The organism is Limnovirga soli, assembly GCF_013106755.1.
Lineage (GTDB): Bacteria > Bacteroidota > Bacteroidia > Chitinophagales > Chitinophagaceae > Limnovirga > Limnovirga soli.
This window is the reverse complement of the sequence record NZ_WHPF01000009.1, coordinates 59,164-75,398: the sequence shown is the minus strand read 5'-3', so window position 1 is coordinate 75,398 and position 16,235 is coordinate 59,164. Positions and strand designations below refer to the sequence as shown.

Here is a 16,235-nt window from a genome sequence, read left to right as displayed (position 1 = left end):
GAAAAAAATTACATAAAAACTAATAAAAGCACGCCATAAAACTTACACATAAAATGGCGGCACAAATGCACAGCTAATGAAGAAGAAATTGTTATTCGTATGTATTGAAAACAGCAACCGCAGCCAAATGAGTCAGGCATTTGCCGGCATGTATGGTGGTGCTCAAGTTGAGGCTTATAGTGCTGGTTCACGGCCATCGGGTATTGTAAACCCAAAAGCCATTGCTGCCATGCAGGAGCTTGGTTATAACCTGAGTACTCACGACTCAAAATCGCTGGAAGAAGTAAAAGCATTTGCCCCGTTTGATGTAGTAGTAACCATGGGTTGCGGCGATGCCTGTCCCTGGATGCCTGCTAAACAATTTATTGATTGGCAAATACCAGATCCAAAACATATGGAGCCCGAAGCATTTAATCAGGTACGGGATTTTATTGCCGAAAAAGTAAAAGGATTATTGCAGGAGCTGGAAGTTGTTGTTGCAGAATAACCCATAAAGCAAAGTAATTGCAATAGAATATAGGCAAGTACAATTAAATAATTATTTGCAAAAAACTGATGCCCAATGCCCCGAACGATGAACCGAGCGTGGCAAGTAAAGCCTCATTATAAATGCAAAGCTAGCTACCAAATAAAAAAAGTCGGAGCTTATTGGGCCCCGACTTTTTTACACGTATAAATTAGATGATTATTTTCTGTTGGCAAAGCGGCTTAACAATTTTAAAATTTCGATATATAACCAAACAATGGTTACCAATAAGCCAAATGCGCTATACCATTCCATATGCTTTGGAGCGCCATATTCGGCACCTTTCTCAATCATATCAAAATCAAGAATTAGGTTTAAAGCGGCTATGGCAACTACAAAAAGAGAAATGCCTATACCTAGCATGCTGGAATCGTACATAAATGGCATATTTACACCAAACATTCTTAATACCATAGAAAGTAAATAGAATATGGCAATACCCATAGTGGCAGATATAATTACGCTTTTAAACTTTTCAGTAGCTTTTATTACCTTAAAATTATATAGCAAAAACATCGCAAATGCTACCCCAAAGGTTAAGCCTACTGCCTGCATAATTAAACCGGGATATTTTTCAGCAAATGCTTCGTTCATGATTGCAGAAATACCACCCAGAAAAAACCCTTCCATCAAACCATAAGCAGGTGCCAGGTAAGGAGACCAGGTTGGTTTAAACACCATTGCAATAGCGCATATCATACCACCAAAAACACCGATGAACATAAAGGTGCGCATGGTCTCGGGGGCACCCTGTTCAAGCAGGCGCCAAGTATAAGCAGCACCGCCAATAACCATAAATAACAAAAAGCCAAATTTGTTCATGGTACCACGAACCGTCATGGTTTCGCTGGATATTTCTGAGGCAGATTTGCTAAAGATTTTTTGTGATAATGTAGGATTTCCAGATTCAAAAAGTGCCATATTTACGTTTTTTAGAATGTCAAAAATAGTATAAAGTGGATTGAAAACTTGTTATTTATTTTATTGCAAGTTGCTATCTAAGCATATTTTAACAATAATATCAATAACATACGACAAAATAAAAAGGCAACCGTTTAAAGGTTGCCTTTATTTATTATTTTAAAATATATCAGATATGTTTACCGCTGTATTTCCTTACCTTTTCAAATAACTCATTTGGGTTAAATGGCTTGGTAATATAATCTACCATACCGCTGGAAAAAGCCTTTTCTCTGATATCCAGCATAGCCGAAGCAGTTAAAGCCAAAATAGGAAGTGCAGGTTTTTCTTTAAGAATTTCTTTAGACGCATCATAGCCATTCAAAATTGGCATATGCAGGTCCATCAATACTAAATCGTAGTTGTTTTCCAGTGCAAAATTTACTGCATCTTTACCATTCATTACGTGGTCAATTTGCACTTTCCATCCTTCCAGAAATGTTTTTGCAATGATGGCGTTAAATTCATTATCCTCTACCAGCAATACTTTTACCCCTGTAAGGTGATTACTATCCGGTATAATTTCTTCCTCTTCTTCTTCTATATTCTCCTGATAAGGGAATGTAAGCTTAAAGCTAAAAGCAGCTCCTTTGCCTAAGTCGCTTTCCAATTCAATTTTGCTGTTCATCAATTCCAGCAGTCTTCCGGTAATCGCCAGCCCCAAACCAGTGCCGCCAAATTCGCGGGTAGTAGATTCTGAAGCCTGGGTGAATTTTTCAAACACCTTTGCATGATTTTCTTTGGCAATACCAATACCATTATCCCGTACACAAAAATCAATAGTAACGGCTTCGGGTGTAATGTTGTCCATTACTGCTTCAATAATTATATGGCCATTCTTTGTAAATTTTGCAGCATTAGAAACCAGATTGGTAAGTATCTGCCCTATTCTTAATGAATCTCCAATCACAAATTCTGGAATTTCATCATCCACCAGCATTTTAATTTTTGAGAAATTCTCATCAGCCCTTTTCTGGTTAGTATTTTTTATTTGGGTAATTAGCTTTGAAAGTTTGAAAGGCTGTTTTTCAAATTCAATTTTTCCTGCTTCAATTTTATTAAAATCAAGAATATCATTTATCAGTAGCATCAAATTCTCAGCTGAGAATTTTAGCATACCCAAAAACTTCTCCTGATGCTTTTGCGGATTGTTTTGTTGTAATAAATAGGTGGTACCTACAATGGCATTAAGCGGTGTCCTTATTTCGTGACTCATCATTGACAAAAACTCCGACTTTGCATATGCGGCCTTTTCAGCTGCTTCTTTGGCTTTACGCATTTCCACTTCGGCCAAATTGCGTTTAATAACCTGTTCTTTTAAATAATCTACAATCTCCTCCAGATCATCGGTATGAGTAAGTTTAATGGCAGAATCCGTATCCAAAGCATTAATAGCTTCTATTAATTTTTGTACCGACCTTTTTCTAATTTCAATTTCTGAGCTTAATCTGTCATTAATAATCGTATACTCACTTTCATTTAATGCAAAAGCATGTTCACTTAATTCTTTATCTCTCTCATAATTATTATAAGAATCGCTTACAGCTTCAAAAAACCTATCAAGTTCGGCAGAACCAATTACTTTTCCTGAATCTATATACTTTTGAATTTGCCGTTTTAATAAGGGATGTTGCATGATTATAACTCAGTAAAAGTGGTGATTGTCATTGTTTGATTATGTAAGTCGCTACAGGTACCAAATTGCTGGGGGGATATTTCCCCATATGAATAAAATCCAGCTATTTTGGTAGCAGCACCAAATACCTCGGCAGCTGCTTCCACTTCCTCTTCGGTTCTGCTGCCTAGTACCAATTTTCTGCCTACGCAACTAATTAATAATACAAAATCTGCATGTGCAGTACCAAGCACATTTTCTGCATCTGTGGCTGCTTCACCGGCACTAAAAATCAATTTATCAAAATTAGCTTTCATTAAACGAACACGTGCACCTTCAGGCATGTTCCCGGCAAAAGTCATGGATTGCTTTTCTTCATCTATAGATAAAATTGTTCTCACCAACTGATTTTCTTCATTATTGGATTTAATTGCCAGGGGGAAAAGCAATGCCGATCCAGGTAAATCAGCTGCATATTTACCTAAATATTTTTTATATAATTCCAGCGCATTAACATGATCTATTTCAAATAAAACATTCTGACTGGCTTTAGTAATTACTCTCTCCGGACCAAACATATCCCAACCACCTCGTAAACCACATCCTACTTTTATATGCTCGCCATACATGCCAACTAAAACTACGTTTCCCTCGGCAATATCTTCATTTAAACCTACGATTGTTTTTTCAAACCTGGCCTTATCACCAGCCAAACCACCGGTTACCAAAACCTGGTCGCCAACAACTTCATTAATTGCCGCCGTTAGTTCGGTGCCATTTACTTTACCTCCGTCAGAAATAACCAATACATATTTCAGATTTTCTTTGGGAAGAGCATTTGCCACAAATTTGCCCAAATCATAGGTACTGCTAAAACTGTTGATATTTGCTTTCGAAAATGATAGCGATGTTTTTTCAAAATACATGGCTACTGTAACTACTGTATCATCAAAAACTCCGGTATTACATATTTCGCCGGAGGTGGAACCGGTTACAACAGTAGCATTTGGATACTTTTCTTTTATCCCGGCATAAACTAAGGAGTCTTCCAGTAAAAACCTTTCACCAAATACCAGTACCAGTTGTACCAGATTTGGGGATAATTCCTGAGTGTCAAATTGAATCCACTCGCCATTTTTTAATTGGGAAATTTGGGTCTGCATGTATATTGGTTTTTAGAATACTGATTAAAATTAAAGTTAATACAAGAATTTATACTAACAATTAAATTTTAAGTAAAATTTAAAGTAGGCCCAAAAAGCTTCAGAATGTTGAATTTAATGGAAAAAATGTCTGAATTATGTAAACAAAAAACTAATAAAGTATGCAACTTATTGTTAATCAATGTAAAAATGTACGCAATATTTTATTGGGCGGATATACTGTTTGCAACTATTTAACAGTAATTAAAAATGAAGGGAATTTTTATTAGAAAAAAAACCAATTGTGCAAAATCTTAGCAGAAAATTGTTGGTAATATAATATTTAGCATTATCTTGGCATCCGAAAATAAAAAAAGCCCTTCCGTAGAAACGGACTGGCCTCTAACGATTGCTTGCCATATGAAAGAGTTCTAATTATCTTTTTATTTTCAGTTTATCATGCCAGATAAACTTTATTTGTGCCTTTAACTATTGCTTCCTAACGATTGCTTGCTGTATGATCATCTTCCTTTCTAAAACGAAAGTAAGATGACTTTTTTTTAGTTCAGAATCATATTGTTCGTTATTTCATGATGGCTAAAAGGATTTGAAATTGCAAAACCTTTACTATCATTGAACTACAGGAGATTTTAGTTATGATGCCCAACACGTTGACAGATGCTTTATTTCAGTTAATCCGATCACTTGAGAAGGCTGAAAAAAGGCATTTTAAATTATATATCAAAAGAAGTTCTGGTAATGATGACCTCAAAATCATCCATTTATTTGACGCTCTGGATAAAATGGTAGAATATGATGAGAAAACCTTGCTTAAAAAACTGCCTAATATCACCAAACCCCAGTTAGCCAATTTAAAATCGCATCTCAACAAACAATTACTCGCCAGCTTACGCTTATTAAAAAGTACCGAGAATGTAGACCTGCAATTAAGTGAGCATTTAGATTATGCCCGCCTGTTGTATAATAAAGGCCTCAAGCTACAAAGTCTTAAAATTTTAGAAAAAGCAAAAGAATTAGCCAAAGCCAATCATAAATACAATTTTCTGGCGCAGGTTATTTCACTGGAAAAGAAAATTGAAACCCTTCACATTACCCGTAGTTCCCTGGAAAAAACAGCCAATCTATCCAGCGAAGCAACAGAAATAAGCGGGCATATAGAACGTGTTACCCGGTTATCCAATCTGGCATTATTGCTTTACCGCTGGTATGTAAAAAACGGCCATGCACGCAACCTTGATGACGAAGCCGATATCAGAAAATTCTTTAAAGCCAATTTGCCTGATCAACCCGAAGCGATTACTAATTTTTACGAGAAACTATACCTCTATCAAAGCTATTGCTGGTATGCTTTTATCAGACAGGATTTTTTAATGTATTACAGGTACAGCCATAAGTGGATTGAATTGTTTGATGCTGAACCTTTAATGATCAGCGTAGAAACTGGCCACTATGTAAAAGGCATGCACAATCTCTTAAACGCCCATTTCGATTTACGTAATTACACCCGATTTGCCAATACACTGCGTAAGTTTGAGGCTTTTTCACATACCCCGGCAGCTACCCAACACGACAATTTCAGGATACACACTTTTGTATACATTAACAGTGCCCGTATTAACCAGCACCTGATGATGGGTACTTTTAAAGAAGGCCTTTTACATGTACCAGAAATTGAAGAAAAACTAAAAGAATACGAACTATATATTGATAAACATCGGGTGTTGGTTTTTAATTATAAAATTGCTACCCTTTATTTTGGGAGCGGCGATTATGAAACATCTATCGACTATCTGCAAAAAATTATTAACGGCCCGGTTGATTTGCGCATAGACCTGCAATGTTATGCACGCCTGGTCCATTTAATTGCGCACTACGAGCTCGGAAATATGGATATCTTGGAATACCTTATAAAATCGGTATACCGCTTTATGGCTAAAATGCAAAACTTAACGGTAATTGAAGAAGCCATGTTTAAATTTTTACGCAAATCATTCGAAATCTCCCCGCGTAAAATAAAACCCGAATTTGAAAAATTCCTTGCCATTATCAGCCAATACGAAAAAAGCCGTTTCGAAACCCGCTCCTTTGCTTATCTGGATATCATATCATGGGTAGAAAGTAAGGTGTACGATAAACCGGTAAGCATCATCATCCAGGCAAAAGTAAAAGCCAGTAAACGCAGGTTATAGCATTATTAAGCAGGCGACAGAATAAGCATGCAGCATCCGTTGTGTCACTCACTTGTACGTTCCAATTGCTTTTCAGCAAATAATACATGGTATTCATCTTATTTACAACAATCAATATGGTAACCCTGTATTACCTGCTGCCCTTTTTGTTGCCGTACAAGTGAGTGACACAAGTAAAGCCAAATAGTATTTCCATAGCCGGCACCATAAATATTTCCACAGTTGTTGTTAATCAGGCTTTCAACCTCTCGGGCAATCAACTTAACTTGCACCCATGCAGGATTATTTAAAAGGATTGAATGAACCGCAATTCGAAGCGGTTACACATATAAAAGGCCCGTTAATGATTGTGGCCGGCGCCGGTAGCGGTAAAACAAAAGTACTTACCACCCGTATTGCCCACCTAATGGCCAATGGCGTTGATGCCTTTAATATACTGGCACTTACTTTTACCAATAAGGCCGCCGCCGAAATGAAAGAACGTATTGAAAGAATTCTGGGCAACAGCGAAGCCCGCAATTTATATATTGGTACTTTTCACAGTGTATTTGCCCGCATTTTACGTGCAGAAGCCCACCGCATTGGCTACCCCAGCAATTTTACCATTTACGATACCGATGATAGCCGCAGCGTTTTAAAAACCGTTATAAACGAATTAAATTTAGACGATAAACATTATAAACCCAATGTGGTACATAACCGCATTTCTTCGGCTAAAAATGCATTGGTTGGTCCGGCAGAATATGCTACTGACTATTATATTCAGCAGGAAGATATGCGTGCCAACCGCCCCATGATTGCCCAAATTTATGCCGCCTATGCCGCCCGCTGTTTTAAAAACGGCGCCATGGATTTTGATGACTTGCTTTTCAAAATGTACGAGCTGTTACACAACAACCCCGAAAGCCTGCACAAATACCAGCATAAGTTTAAGTTTATATTGATTGATGAGTACCAGGATACCAATGCCGTACAGTATCAAATTACCAAGCTGCTGGCTGCAGCACACGAGAATATTTGTGTAGTGGGCGATGATGCCCAAAGTATCTATAGCTTTCGTGGCGCTACCATCGAAAATATTTTACAGTTTCAAAAAGATTACGATGATGTTAAAGTAGTAAAGCTGGAACAAAACTACCGCAGCAGCCAAAGCATTATTAACGTAGCCAACGAAGTAATTAAAAACAATAAAGGCCAAATACCCAAAAACCTTTGGACCGAAAACAAAGAGGGCGAAAAGATAACGCTGGTGCGCACCATGACAGATAATGATGAAGGCAAATTTGTTGCCGACACGGTACAGGAACAAAAACTGCGCAACCATTTTTTTAATAAAGATTTTGCCATACTATACCGCACCAATGCCCAAAGCCGTGCTTTTGAAGAAAGCCTGCGCCGCATGGGTATTGCCTACCGCATTTATGGCGGACTTAGCTTTTACCAGCGCAAAGAAGTAAAAGACCTGCTGGCCTACCTGCGCATTGTGGTTAATACCAGAGACGAGGAAGCATTAAAACGCATCATTAATTATCCGGTACGCGGTATTGGCAAAACCACTATTGAAAAATGCGTAATTTATGCCAACGAGCAAAACATTAGCATGTACGATGTAATTAGCCGTGCAGGCGAGTTTGGTTTTAAAGCAGGCACACTGGAAGCCTTGCAGAATTTTGTAACCATGATACGCTATTTTCAAAGTTTGCTTACCGATAAAAATGCCTACGATGTAGCCGTTCATGTAGGCAAACATACCAATCTGGTTAAAGAATTATTTAACGATAAAACCACCGAAGGCCTGGCCCGGTACGAGAATATACAGGAACTGTTGAATTCCATAAAAGAATGGACAGAAAGCCCATCGAACGATGATGGAGAAGTAGGTGATAAAAGCCTGGGCAGTTACCTGCAGCAAATAACCCTGCTTACCGATGCCGATGATGATAAAGCCGATAGCGACACGGTTAAAATGATGACCATACATGCCGCCAAAGGCCTTGAATTTGAATGTGTATTTGTAGGGGGTATTGAGGAAACACTTTTCCCCAATGCCATGAGTATTAATACCCGTGAAGAGCTGGAAGAAGAACGCCGCCTGTTTTATGTTGCCGTAACCCGTGCCAAACAAAGGCTGTGGTTAACCTATGCCAACTCTCGTTACCGCTTTGGGCAACTGGTACAAAACGAGCCCAGCCGCTTTTTAGAAGAAATGCCCGAAGCTTTTATTGATAAAACCTATGCCGGCGGCGGTGCCCGTAACCAGGGCTTTAACAATATGGGTACGGCTTTCGAAAGAATGAACCGTGGCAATGCAAACGATGCGCAAAACATAGAAAAAAAATACGGCGCACCACCCACCAAAAAGCCCGATGCCAGGCCATCGTATATGCCGGTGGTGCCACCATCTAACAAAGTGGTAGAACACAAACCCAGCGCCGATTTTGTACCCAGCGATACCAGCAACCTGCAGGCCGGCCAAAAAGTTGAACACCAAAAATTTGGCTTTGGACTGGTAATAAAAATGGAAGGCGCCAAACACAACCCCATTGCCACCGTACAATTTGAATTAAATGGCGAGAAAAAAATAATGCTCAACTATGCCCGGCTGCGAATTGTTGAGTAGATAAAGGCCTTGCATTTGGCCATTAGCCACTAGCTGTTAGCCATTAGCCAAACAGCCAATTATCAATTACAATAAGCTAGCAGCTAATAGCCAACAGCTAATACCTAATAGTTTTTTTGTTTTCATAAAAGCTGCGTAACGTATCCAACCGTACAAGAGTGCGACGCAAGTAATGCTGCTGCTTGTTTTGTAGCCGGGTACACAATAATTTAAATAAACAAATCGGGGTAAAGATTGGCGCCGGGTACTACGGAATAGGCCGAAAGATCGGTAATGCCTTCGGCGGCAAAAACCGCTTCGTCAATAAACGTATTACCAGTGCAGGTAGCGGCGGATTTACTTAGTATATAAAAAGCCGCATCGGCCAGTATTTGCGGGGTGCGGCTCATTTTTGCCAGCATTTCTCCACCCAGTATATTACGTACGGCTGCCGTATCGATAGTAGTTTTGGGCCATAGCGCATTAGATGCTATGCGAAAGGGCTGTAACTCCTGCGCCCAGCCAATGGCCATCATGCTCATATTGTATTTGCTAATGGTATATGCCACATGCGGGCCCAGCCAGCGGGGTTCTATATTTATGGGTGGCGATAAGGTAAGTATATGCGCATTGCTGCTTTTTTTAAGCAGCGGTATACAGTGTTTGGTTACCAAAAAAGTTCCCCGTACGTTAACGCTATGCATCAGATCGAACCGTTTGGTTTCGGTTTGCTCGGTACCCGTAAGTTGTATGGCCGATGCATTGTTGATAAGGATATCTATACCGCCAAAAGTTTGAACTGTTTTTTCAACGGCAGCTATTATTTGGTCCTCCTGGCGTATATCTACCTGTACCGCCAATGCCTTGCCGCCGGCAGCTTCTACCTCGGCCGCGGCAGAAAAAATGGTACCGCCCAGTTTGGGGTTTTCTTCGGTGCTTTTCGCTGCAATAACAATATTGGCTCCGGCTGTGGCTAATTTAAGGGCAATAGCTTTGCCAATTCCCCTGCTGGCACCGGTTATAAATACTGTTTTATTGGTAAATGGCATATGGCAGGTTTTATAGTGTTTTGTAAGTTACTTATTTTAATGGCCTTATTGCCAACCCAAAAAAGCTTTTATGGCGGCTTCGGTTTGTTCGCAGGCCAGCGGCAGTTCTTTATTTACAATTATGTGGTTAAACTGGTGACTAAACGAAATTTCGTAAGCCGCTTTGCTTAACCGGGTTTCCAGGCTTTCGGGTGTTTCGGTACCACGGGCCAATAACCGGGTGTGCAGCTCCTCCACCGATGGAGGCTCGATAAAAACTGATAAGGTATTGCCCGGGTTTTGGCTTTGCACATGCAAGGCACCTTTCACATCAATATCCAGCATGGGTACTTTACCAGCCTGCCAAATACGGTTAATTTCTGTTTTAAGGGTACCATAATATTTGCCTTCGTACACCATTTCCCATTCTATAAAAGCTTCTTCCTGTATTTTTTGTTTAAAGGCATCGGCACTAATAAAATAGTAATCTACCCCATCCTGTTCCTCACCACGTGGGGCACGTGTGGTGGCCGAAATAGAAAAAGATAATTGCGGGTATTTCTGCAACAGATAGCGGGTAATAGAAGTTTTACCGGCACCACTGGGCGCCGTAATAATAATAATTTTAGGTATTGCATGTTCCATGGTGCAAATAACTGTATTATTGGTTAATGATGCTACTTAGAACCAGGTTTTATGTTGGCTATTGTGCAAAACAATTCAGTGCTATTGTACACAATTTAAACGCTTAAATTATTTTCGGTTTATGGACCAGGCATAAGTAAAAGATAGCGGCAGCCGTTGCGTCGCACTCTTGTGCTGTTGATATGCGTGGCAGCAGTAAATACAAAAACAAGTTAACCTTATAAAGTATCATCACTGCAGCAGATAATCCAATAAACCTTACTACCAGCCATTAAGAGCAATTACTATTTTATTAATGCCTGCACATCGGGGTCGCTGGCTATATTATTCATTTGTCGTAAAATCCAGCCGGTTTTACGTGCTACAAAACGGCTTTGAGGTTTTACAGTATATATTTTAGGATTGGGTAAGCAAGCAATAATTTGCGCCGCTTCCATCCGCGATAAATTTTTTGCCGGTTTATGAAAATAGGCCTGCGAAGCTGCTTCAATACCATAAATGCCCTTACCCATTTCAATTACATTTAAGTACACTTCCAGTATGCGCTTTTTGCCCCAAATCCACTCGGTAAGCTGGGTAAAATATGCTTCGGGCACTTTACGTATATACCGCATGGTGGTGCTTTCGCCCTGCCATAAAAAAACATTTTTACTGGTTTGCTGGCTAATGGTACTGGCACCGGCGCCAGCCACCTTATTTTTCTTTTTTGGATTGGTTTGCAGACTTTTTTGGATTGAAGCCCAATCAAACCCGCTATGATCTGGGAACAGTTGGTCTTCGCTGGCCATGGCTGCCAGCTTTACATTGGGCGAAATTTCGTCCCAGCTAACATAATCGCGTTTTAACCCATAGCCATCCATTAAACTGCCTATTTGGGTAAAAGTAATGGGTGGCATTACCCATTTGCAAATCAATAAATAAATAAACGAGCTTATAAAAGCGTACAGTAAAATGCGTTTGGTATAATGCCATATTTTTTTAACCATAAAAATAATTGCCTGCGGAAGATACTACGAAGATGCAGTTAGAAAAAGAAATTGAAAGGCAATTTTTTAGTGAGGCAATTTATTGGTATAAATGCCATAAATAAGCACAACCCCAAATACAAGATAAATAAGCCCCGCCACCCTGTTAATAATATGAATATTATGTGGGTTTAACTTTTCCCTGATTTTACCGGCAAGCATCACTTTGCTGATATCGGCAATCAAATTAATAAGCAGGCATACAGCAAATGCAATAAAAATATATTCGTCGGGGTGTATATTCTTTTCAGAACCAGAAATAACTGCGGTGGAAGCACCTATCCAAAATAATAATACCCCGGGGTTTAATAAATTCATAAAATAACCCGCGAGAAAAATACCCAGCATATCTCTCTTGCGCATGGTGGCCGAGGGAAGGCGCCCATCATCGGTAGTAGCTACCTTTTTTAAAAATATGGTGTACAAACCCATTAAAATTAAAAAAGCGCTGCCTATGCTGCCAATTACCAGTTCATGCGACATGGCGGATTGAAATAGAGAAGTGAACAGGTTACAAATTAATACCACGGTAATATCACTGGCAGAAACACCTGCAATAAAGGAAAAACCACCTTTATGCCCGTTATTAAGGCTTTGCTTGATAACAGAAAAGATTACTGGGCCCACAGAAATACTTAGTAATAAACCCAGCGCAAATCCCTTTGCCAGTGCAGCAATCATGTAGCTGTAATTGAAGTAAGAAAATTAATAAATACGAAAATAAGTGCTTTATCTGAATAAGATAGGTGTAAGGTATTTATAAACCATCATTTTGTTACCATTTATCTGCTTTCCCCGACAGATAGATTTCTTAACAAAAACCTAATTAATTAAAAAAACGTACTTGTTTATGTGCATAAGATTAATGTGGAATAAACTTTATAAAGCATAATTTGTCAATTAGTTTACAGCCAAGCAACGCGATTATGTATTTGCTTGTCTACAAAACAATAAATGTTTCTGCTATGGAACAACACCAACACACACCACCGCCTTATATTGCTATGGCCAATGCCCTGCAACAAGCCATGTTTTATTGTTTTAACGATGCCAGCGAACGTATACCTGTTGGCAGAATTGAAGCCTTTAATTTTATTGATGACAATACCATTCAGTTAAGCACCAATTATTTTCCGGTAACAGAAAAGTCGTGGAATGTTTTTGCTGCAGAATTGCATTTTTACAAAAAAGGTATGTCAGAAAGTTTACAATTACATGGCATTGCCCTATTTGAAAATATGGCCGAAGGAAAAGTGCAATTTAATATAAAAAACGCAGCCTATTTTGTAAACAGCACGCAGGTAAAACCCGATCAAAGTTTTATAACTACTTTATTAAAACCTTACCTGTACTTCTATAAAAAAAGTGCAGAATTATTGCAACATACTTTTAAAAAGAAAAGTACTTCTGGCATTTTTAATTAAATGCTTTTTCTATATATCATCTTTAATATTGAACCATGTTAAAACACGGTTCTTTTTTTGTTGAGCCGGGCAATTGCACAAGCATCAGCCTTACTTGCGACGCACACTTGTACTAATGGTAATACTATTCAGCAAAAAGCTGTAAGTATTGCCTGATAAGCCTTACAGCCATTATTAATTTGTAGCATAACACATAACATTGCCTCATTAATAACCAACCGATGAACGTAATGCGACGCAAGTAAAGCTGCTATATAAATCTGCAGCTGGTAAACAAAAACACCATATTTATTAATATCTTTTTTCGAACAACCACCATACAGGAATTTTAAAAGTGGGCCTTGCCTTGTAATTGGCTGTAATATATTTTCGCACATGATCCATGGCCTGCGGTATATCATCTGTAAGCATTACAAGATCCATATCTTCACGGGAAATGGTTCCCTGCTCGGCCATAAAATTTATTTGATCCATCAGCAATTTAAAATAGCTTTTACCATACAACACAATAGGAAATCTTTCTACTGTTTTGGTTTGGATTAGCGTTAGTACTTCATAAAATTCATCCATTGTTCCAAAGCCGCCTGGTAGTATAATAAAAGAGTAGGAATATTTGGTAAGTATGGTTTTGCGAACAAAAAAATAATCGAAGGTTACCGAGGTTTGAACGTATGGATTTTCGTGTTGCTCGTGCGGCAGCACAATATTGCAACCAATGGATTTACCCCCATTTTCAAAAGCACCCCGATTAGCTGCTTCCATAATGCCGGGCCCGCCGCCGGTTACAGTACAAAAACCCAGTTGCGCAATTTGTTTTCCAAATTCTCTGGCCGCTACATAATAAGGATGATCTTCTTTAAAACGTGCAGAGCCAAACACGGTTATACAAGGGCCTGCAAAATGCATTTTTCGGATGCCCCTGAAAAATTGAAAAAAAACCTTTAATAAAAATTTCAATTCATAGGATCTGCTTCTTGGCCCATCCAGGTAAACCAGTTTTTTTGCCGGTATAATTCTTTGTTCCATTCAAGTATATTTAAGACTATTTATAAAGATCGTGAATGGGGGTTGAGTAATGTAATTATATTGCAATAAATTTTTGCTAATGCGTATTATCTCATACAATGTAAATGGCATCAGGGCCGCAATGAAAAAAGGTTTTGCAGAATGGCTTTCTACTAACCCGGCAGATATTATTTGTTTGCAGGAAATAAAAGCCGATGGGGATAATATACCAGTTGCCGCCATGGAAGAATTGGGTTATAGCATTTATCATTATTCAGCACAAAAAAAAGGATATAGTGGTGTGGCCATTTTATCCAAAATACCAATTGATCATATTGAATATGGCACAGGCATAGAACAAAGCGATTTTGAGGGCCGTGTAATACGTGCAGATATTGGAGATATTAGTATTATCAGTGCTTATTATCCATCGGGCACCAGTGGCGATGAACGCCAAACCTATAAATACCAATGGCTGGCAGAATTTCATGCCTACCTAAAAACCCTGCGGGCCACCAGAAATAAACTGGTGATTTGCGGCGATTATAATATTGCCCATACGGCAATTGATATACACGATCCTAAAGGCAATAAAAACTCATCAGGATTTTTACCCGAAGAAAGAGCCTGGATGGATAGTTTCCTGGCTGATAATTTTATAGATACTTTCAGACATAAGCATCCTGAAGAACCACATCAATATACCTGGTGGAGCCAACGCTTTCCCAGTGTACGCCTTCAAAATAAGGGTTGGCGCATAGATTATATCTGCATTACAGACAATCTAAAAGATAGCATTGAAGCTGCTGCCATTTACCCGGATGTAAAACATAGCGACCACTGCCCTATTTATGTATCAATGGCATTGTAAGTTACCGTGCAATTATTTTTAACACAAACAACACACACATATGTTTTTATATAATATTACGGTAATGGCAAACTGGGATATTCACGAAAAATGGTTGCAATGGCAATTAGAGGAACATATTCCACAAATAATGGGCACCGGTTGTTTTTATAAAAACCAGCTGCTGCGCATACTGGAAATAGATGAAACTGATGGCCCCACTTATGCGGTACAATTTTATGCTAACAGTAAGGCAGATTATAACAAGTACATAGAAATTCATGCACCTGGTTTAAGGGCAATTACCCAGCAAAAATGGGGTGAGCAATGTGTGGCATTCCGTACACTAATGCAGGTTGTGCATTAAGTGTGGAAATGTTTTAAAACCTGCACTGTATTGTTAAAAAGATTGTTATATTGGTTTAAAAGCCGCTACAGCAAAGGATTTCAGCCATTCAATACTGAAACGCTTTGCCAGTAAGGGTTACAGCGGAATGGCATATTTATTTTGCTTCAACAACAATAACTGCAATCTGCTGAAATCCTTTACCCATGCGGATTGTATGGAATCACAAAATTTATTAAAAACGAAAAATAATTTTGTTGAATAACAAAAGCGAATAAATTTGTTATCGTTATCAAACAATAAAAAATAACCATTATGAACAAAGCTGAATTGGTTGCCAAACTTGCTGAAGATGCAGGCATCACCAAAACACAGGCAAATGCCACACTTGATTCTTTTGTAGAAGCTGTTACCAAAACTTTAAAAGGTGGTGGAAAAGTTACGTTGGTAGGATTTGGTACTTTCTCAGTATCAAAACGTGCTGCACGTACAGGCCGTAACCCACAAACCGGTGCTGCAATTAAAATTAAAGCTAAAAAAGTTGCACGCTTTAAAGCAGGTAAAGAACTTAGCGCAAAAATCTAAATTCATAGCTTGCCGTATTAAAAAAAGCAGAAGTTTTAACCTTCTGCTTTTTTATTATCGGCACTTTCAAATGTTTTTTGCATTTTTGCATCCTTATTATCAAAAAAATAAAAACGTTCAACAATGGGTAGAGGTGATAAAAAAAGCAAAAAAGGTAAAATTTTCAAAGGTTCTTTCGGCAAAAGCCGTCCTGCACGCCCTGCAAAAGCTGCTGTAGCTGCAAAAAAAGAAGCTTAATCCCTTTTGTTGTTAAGTTGATAGGTACAATGGTTAAT

General features: G+C 38.7%; 16 protein-coding genes. 8 read left to right on the top strand and 8 right to left on the bottom strand.

Translation table 11 applies throughout. The features are described from left to right. Positions 1–76 precede the first annotated feature (76 nt). Positions 77–487, top strand: coding sequence for an arsenate reductase ArsC (locus tag GD597_RS13585; RefSeq protein ID WP_171608419.1), 411 nt, complete (start codon positions 77–79; stop codon positions 485–487). A 198-nt stretch (positions 488–685) separates the two neighbouring features. Here GD597_RS13585 and GD597_RS13580 read toward each other — a convergent pair whose 3' ends face one another. From GD597_RS13580 to GD597_RS13570, 3 genes are all read right to left on the bottom strand, one after another. Then, positions 686–1,447, bottom strand: coding sequence for a Bax inhibitor-1/YccA family protein (locus GD597_RS13580; protein ID WP_171608418.1), 762 nt, complete (start codon positions 1,445–1,447; stop codon positions 686–688). A gap of 169 nt (positions 1,448–1,616) precedes the next feature. Then, the gene (locus tag GD597_RS13575) at positions 1,617–3,122 is read right to left on the bottom strand and encodes a response regulator (RefSeq protein WP_171608417.1); all 1,506 of its coding nucleotides are present in this window, start codon (positions 3,120–3,122) and stop codon (positions 1,617–1,619) included. A 2-nt stretch (positions 3,123–3,124) separates the two neighbouring features. Then, positions 3,125–4,264 carry an FIST signal transduction protein gene (locus tag GD597_RS13570; protein ID WP_171608416.1) on the bottom strand — a complete coding sequence of 380 codons (1,140 nt, stop codon included), beginning with the start codon at positions 4,262–4,264 and terminating at the stop codon, positions 3,125–3,127. A gap of 635 nt (positions 4,265–4,899) precedes the next feature. Between GD597_RS13570 and GD597_RS13565 the strand changes: the two genes are divergently transcribed. Continuing rightward, positions 4,900–6,453, top strand: coding sequence for a C1 domain-containing protein (locus tag GD597_RS13565; protein ID WP_235954297.1), 1,554 nt, complete (start codon positions 4,900–4,902; stop codon positions 6,451–6,453). A 274-nt stretch (positions 6,454–6,727) separates the two neighbouring features. Continuing rightward, positions 6,728–9,073: an ATP-dependent helicase gene (locus GD597_RS13560; RefSeq protein ID WP_171608415.1), complete on the top strand. Its 2,346-nt coding sequence runs from the start codon at positions 6,728–6,730 to the stop codon at positions 9,071–9,073. A 209-nt stretch (positions 9,074–9,282) separates the two neighbouring features. Here the strand turns inward: GD597_RS13560 and GD597_RS13555 are convergent, their stop codons facing one another. The 4 genes from GD597_RS13555 to GD597_RS13540 all read right to left on the bottom strand — a co-directional run bounded on the left by GD597_RS13555 (position 9,283) and on the right by GD597_RS13540 (position 12,431). Further along, positions 9,283–10,101, bottom strand: a complete 819-nt coding sequence (locus GD597_RS13555) for an SDR family oxidoreductase (protein ID WP_171608414.1) — start codon at positions 10,099–10,101, stop codon at positions 9,283–9,285. A 45-nt stretch (positions 10,102–10,146) separates the two neighbouring features. After that, positions 10,147–10,725: a guanylate kinase gene (gene gmk, locus GD597_RS13550; protein WP_171608413.1), complete on the bottom strand. Its 579-nt coding sequence runs from the start codon at positions 10,723–10,725 to the stop codon at positions 10,147–10,149. Between the two features lie 284 nt (positions 10,726–11,009). Next, positions 11,010–11,711 (bottom strand): monofunctional biosynthetic peptidoglycan transglycosylase, encoded by a 702-nt coding sequence (gene mtgA / locus GD597_RS13545; RefSeq protein WP_171608412.1) that lies wholly within the window; start codon positions 11,709–11,711, stop codon positions 11,010–11,012. 66 nt (positions 11,712–11,777) lie between these two features. Beyond that, positions 11,778–12,431 carry a LysE family translocator gene (locus GD597_RS13540; RefSeq protein WP_171608411.1) on the bottom strand — a complete coding sequence of 218 codons (654 nt, stop codon included), beginning with the start codon at positions 12,429–12,431 and terminating at the stop codon, positions 11,778–11,780. A 284-nt stretch (positions 12,432–12,715) separates the two neighbouring features. On the opposite strand from GD597_RS13540, the gene GD597_RS13535 reads away from it, so the two are divergent. Beyond that, positions 12,716–13,174: a hypothetical protein gene (locus tag GD597_RS13535; protein WP_171608410.1), complete on the top strand. Its 459-nt coding sequence runs from the start codon at positions 12,716–12,718 to the stop codon at positions 13,172–13,174. Positions 13,175–13,465: 291 nt separating this feature from the next. On the opposite strand, the gene GD597_RS13530 is transcribed toward GD597_RS13535, so the two are convergent. Further along, positions 13,466–14,200, bottom strand: coding sequence for an LOG family protein (locus tag GD597_RS13530; RefSeq protein ID WP_171608409.1), 735 nt, complete (start codon positions 14,198–14,200; stop codon positions 13,466–13,468). 79 nt (positions 14,201–14,279) lie between these two features. Between GD597_RS13530 and GD597_RS13525 the strand changes: the two genes are divergently transcribed. The 4 genes from GD597_RS13525 (at position 14,280) to GD597_RS22205 (ending at position 16,197) form a co-directional block, all read left to right on the top strand. Continuing rightward, positions 14,280–15,050 (top strand): exodeoxyribonuclease III, encoded by a 771-nt coding sequence (locus GD597_RS13525; protein WP_171608408.1) that lies wholly within the window; start codon positions 14,280–14,282, stop codon positions 15,048–15,050. A gap of 40 nt (positions 15,051–15,090) precedes the next feature. Further along, positions 15,091–15,396, top strand: coding sequence for a DUF4286 family protein (locus tag GD597_RS13520; protein WP_171608407.1), 306 nt, complete (start codon positions 15,091–15,093; stop codon positions 15,394–15,396). 294 nt (positions 15,397–15,690) lie between these two features. Continuing rightward, positions 15,691–15,960, top strand: coding sequence for an HU family DNA-binding protein (locus tag GD597_RS13515; RefSeq protein WP_171608406.1), 270 nt, complete (start codon positions 15,691–15,693; stop codon positions 15,958–15,960). 123 nt (positions 15,961–16,083) lie between these two features. Further along, complete coding sequence (locus tag GD597_RS22205) at positions 16,084–16,197, top strand: 30S ribosomal protein THX (RefSeq protein WP_171608405.1); 114 nt, start codon at positions 16,084–16,086, stop codon at positions 16,195–16,197. The last annotated feature ends 38 nt before the right edge of the window (positions 16,198–16,235 follow it).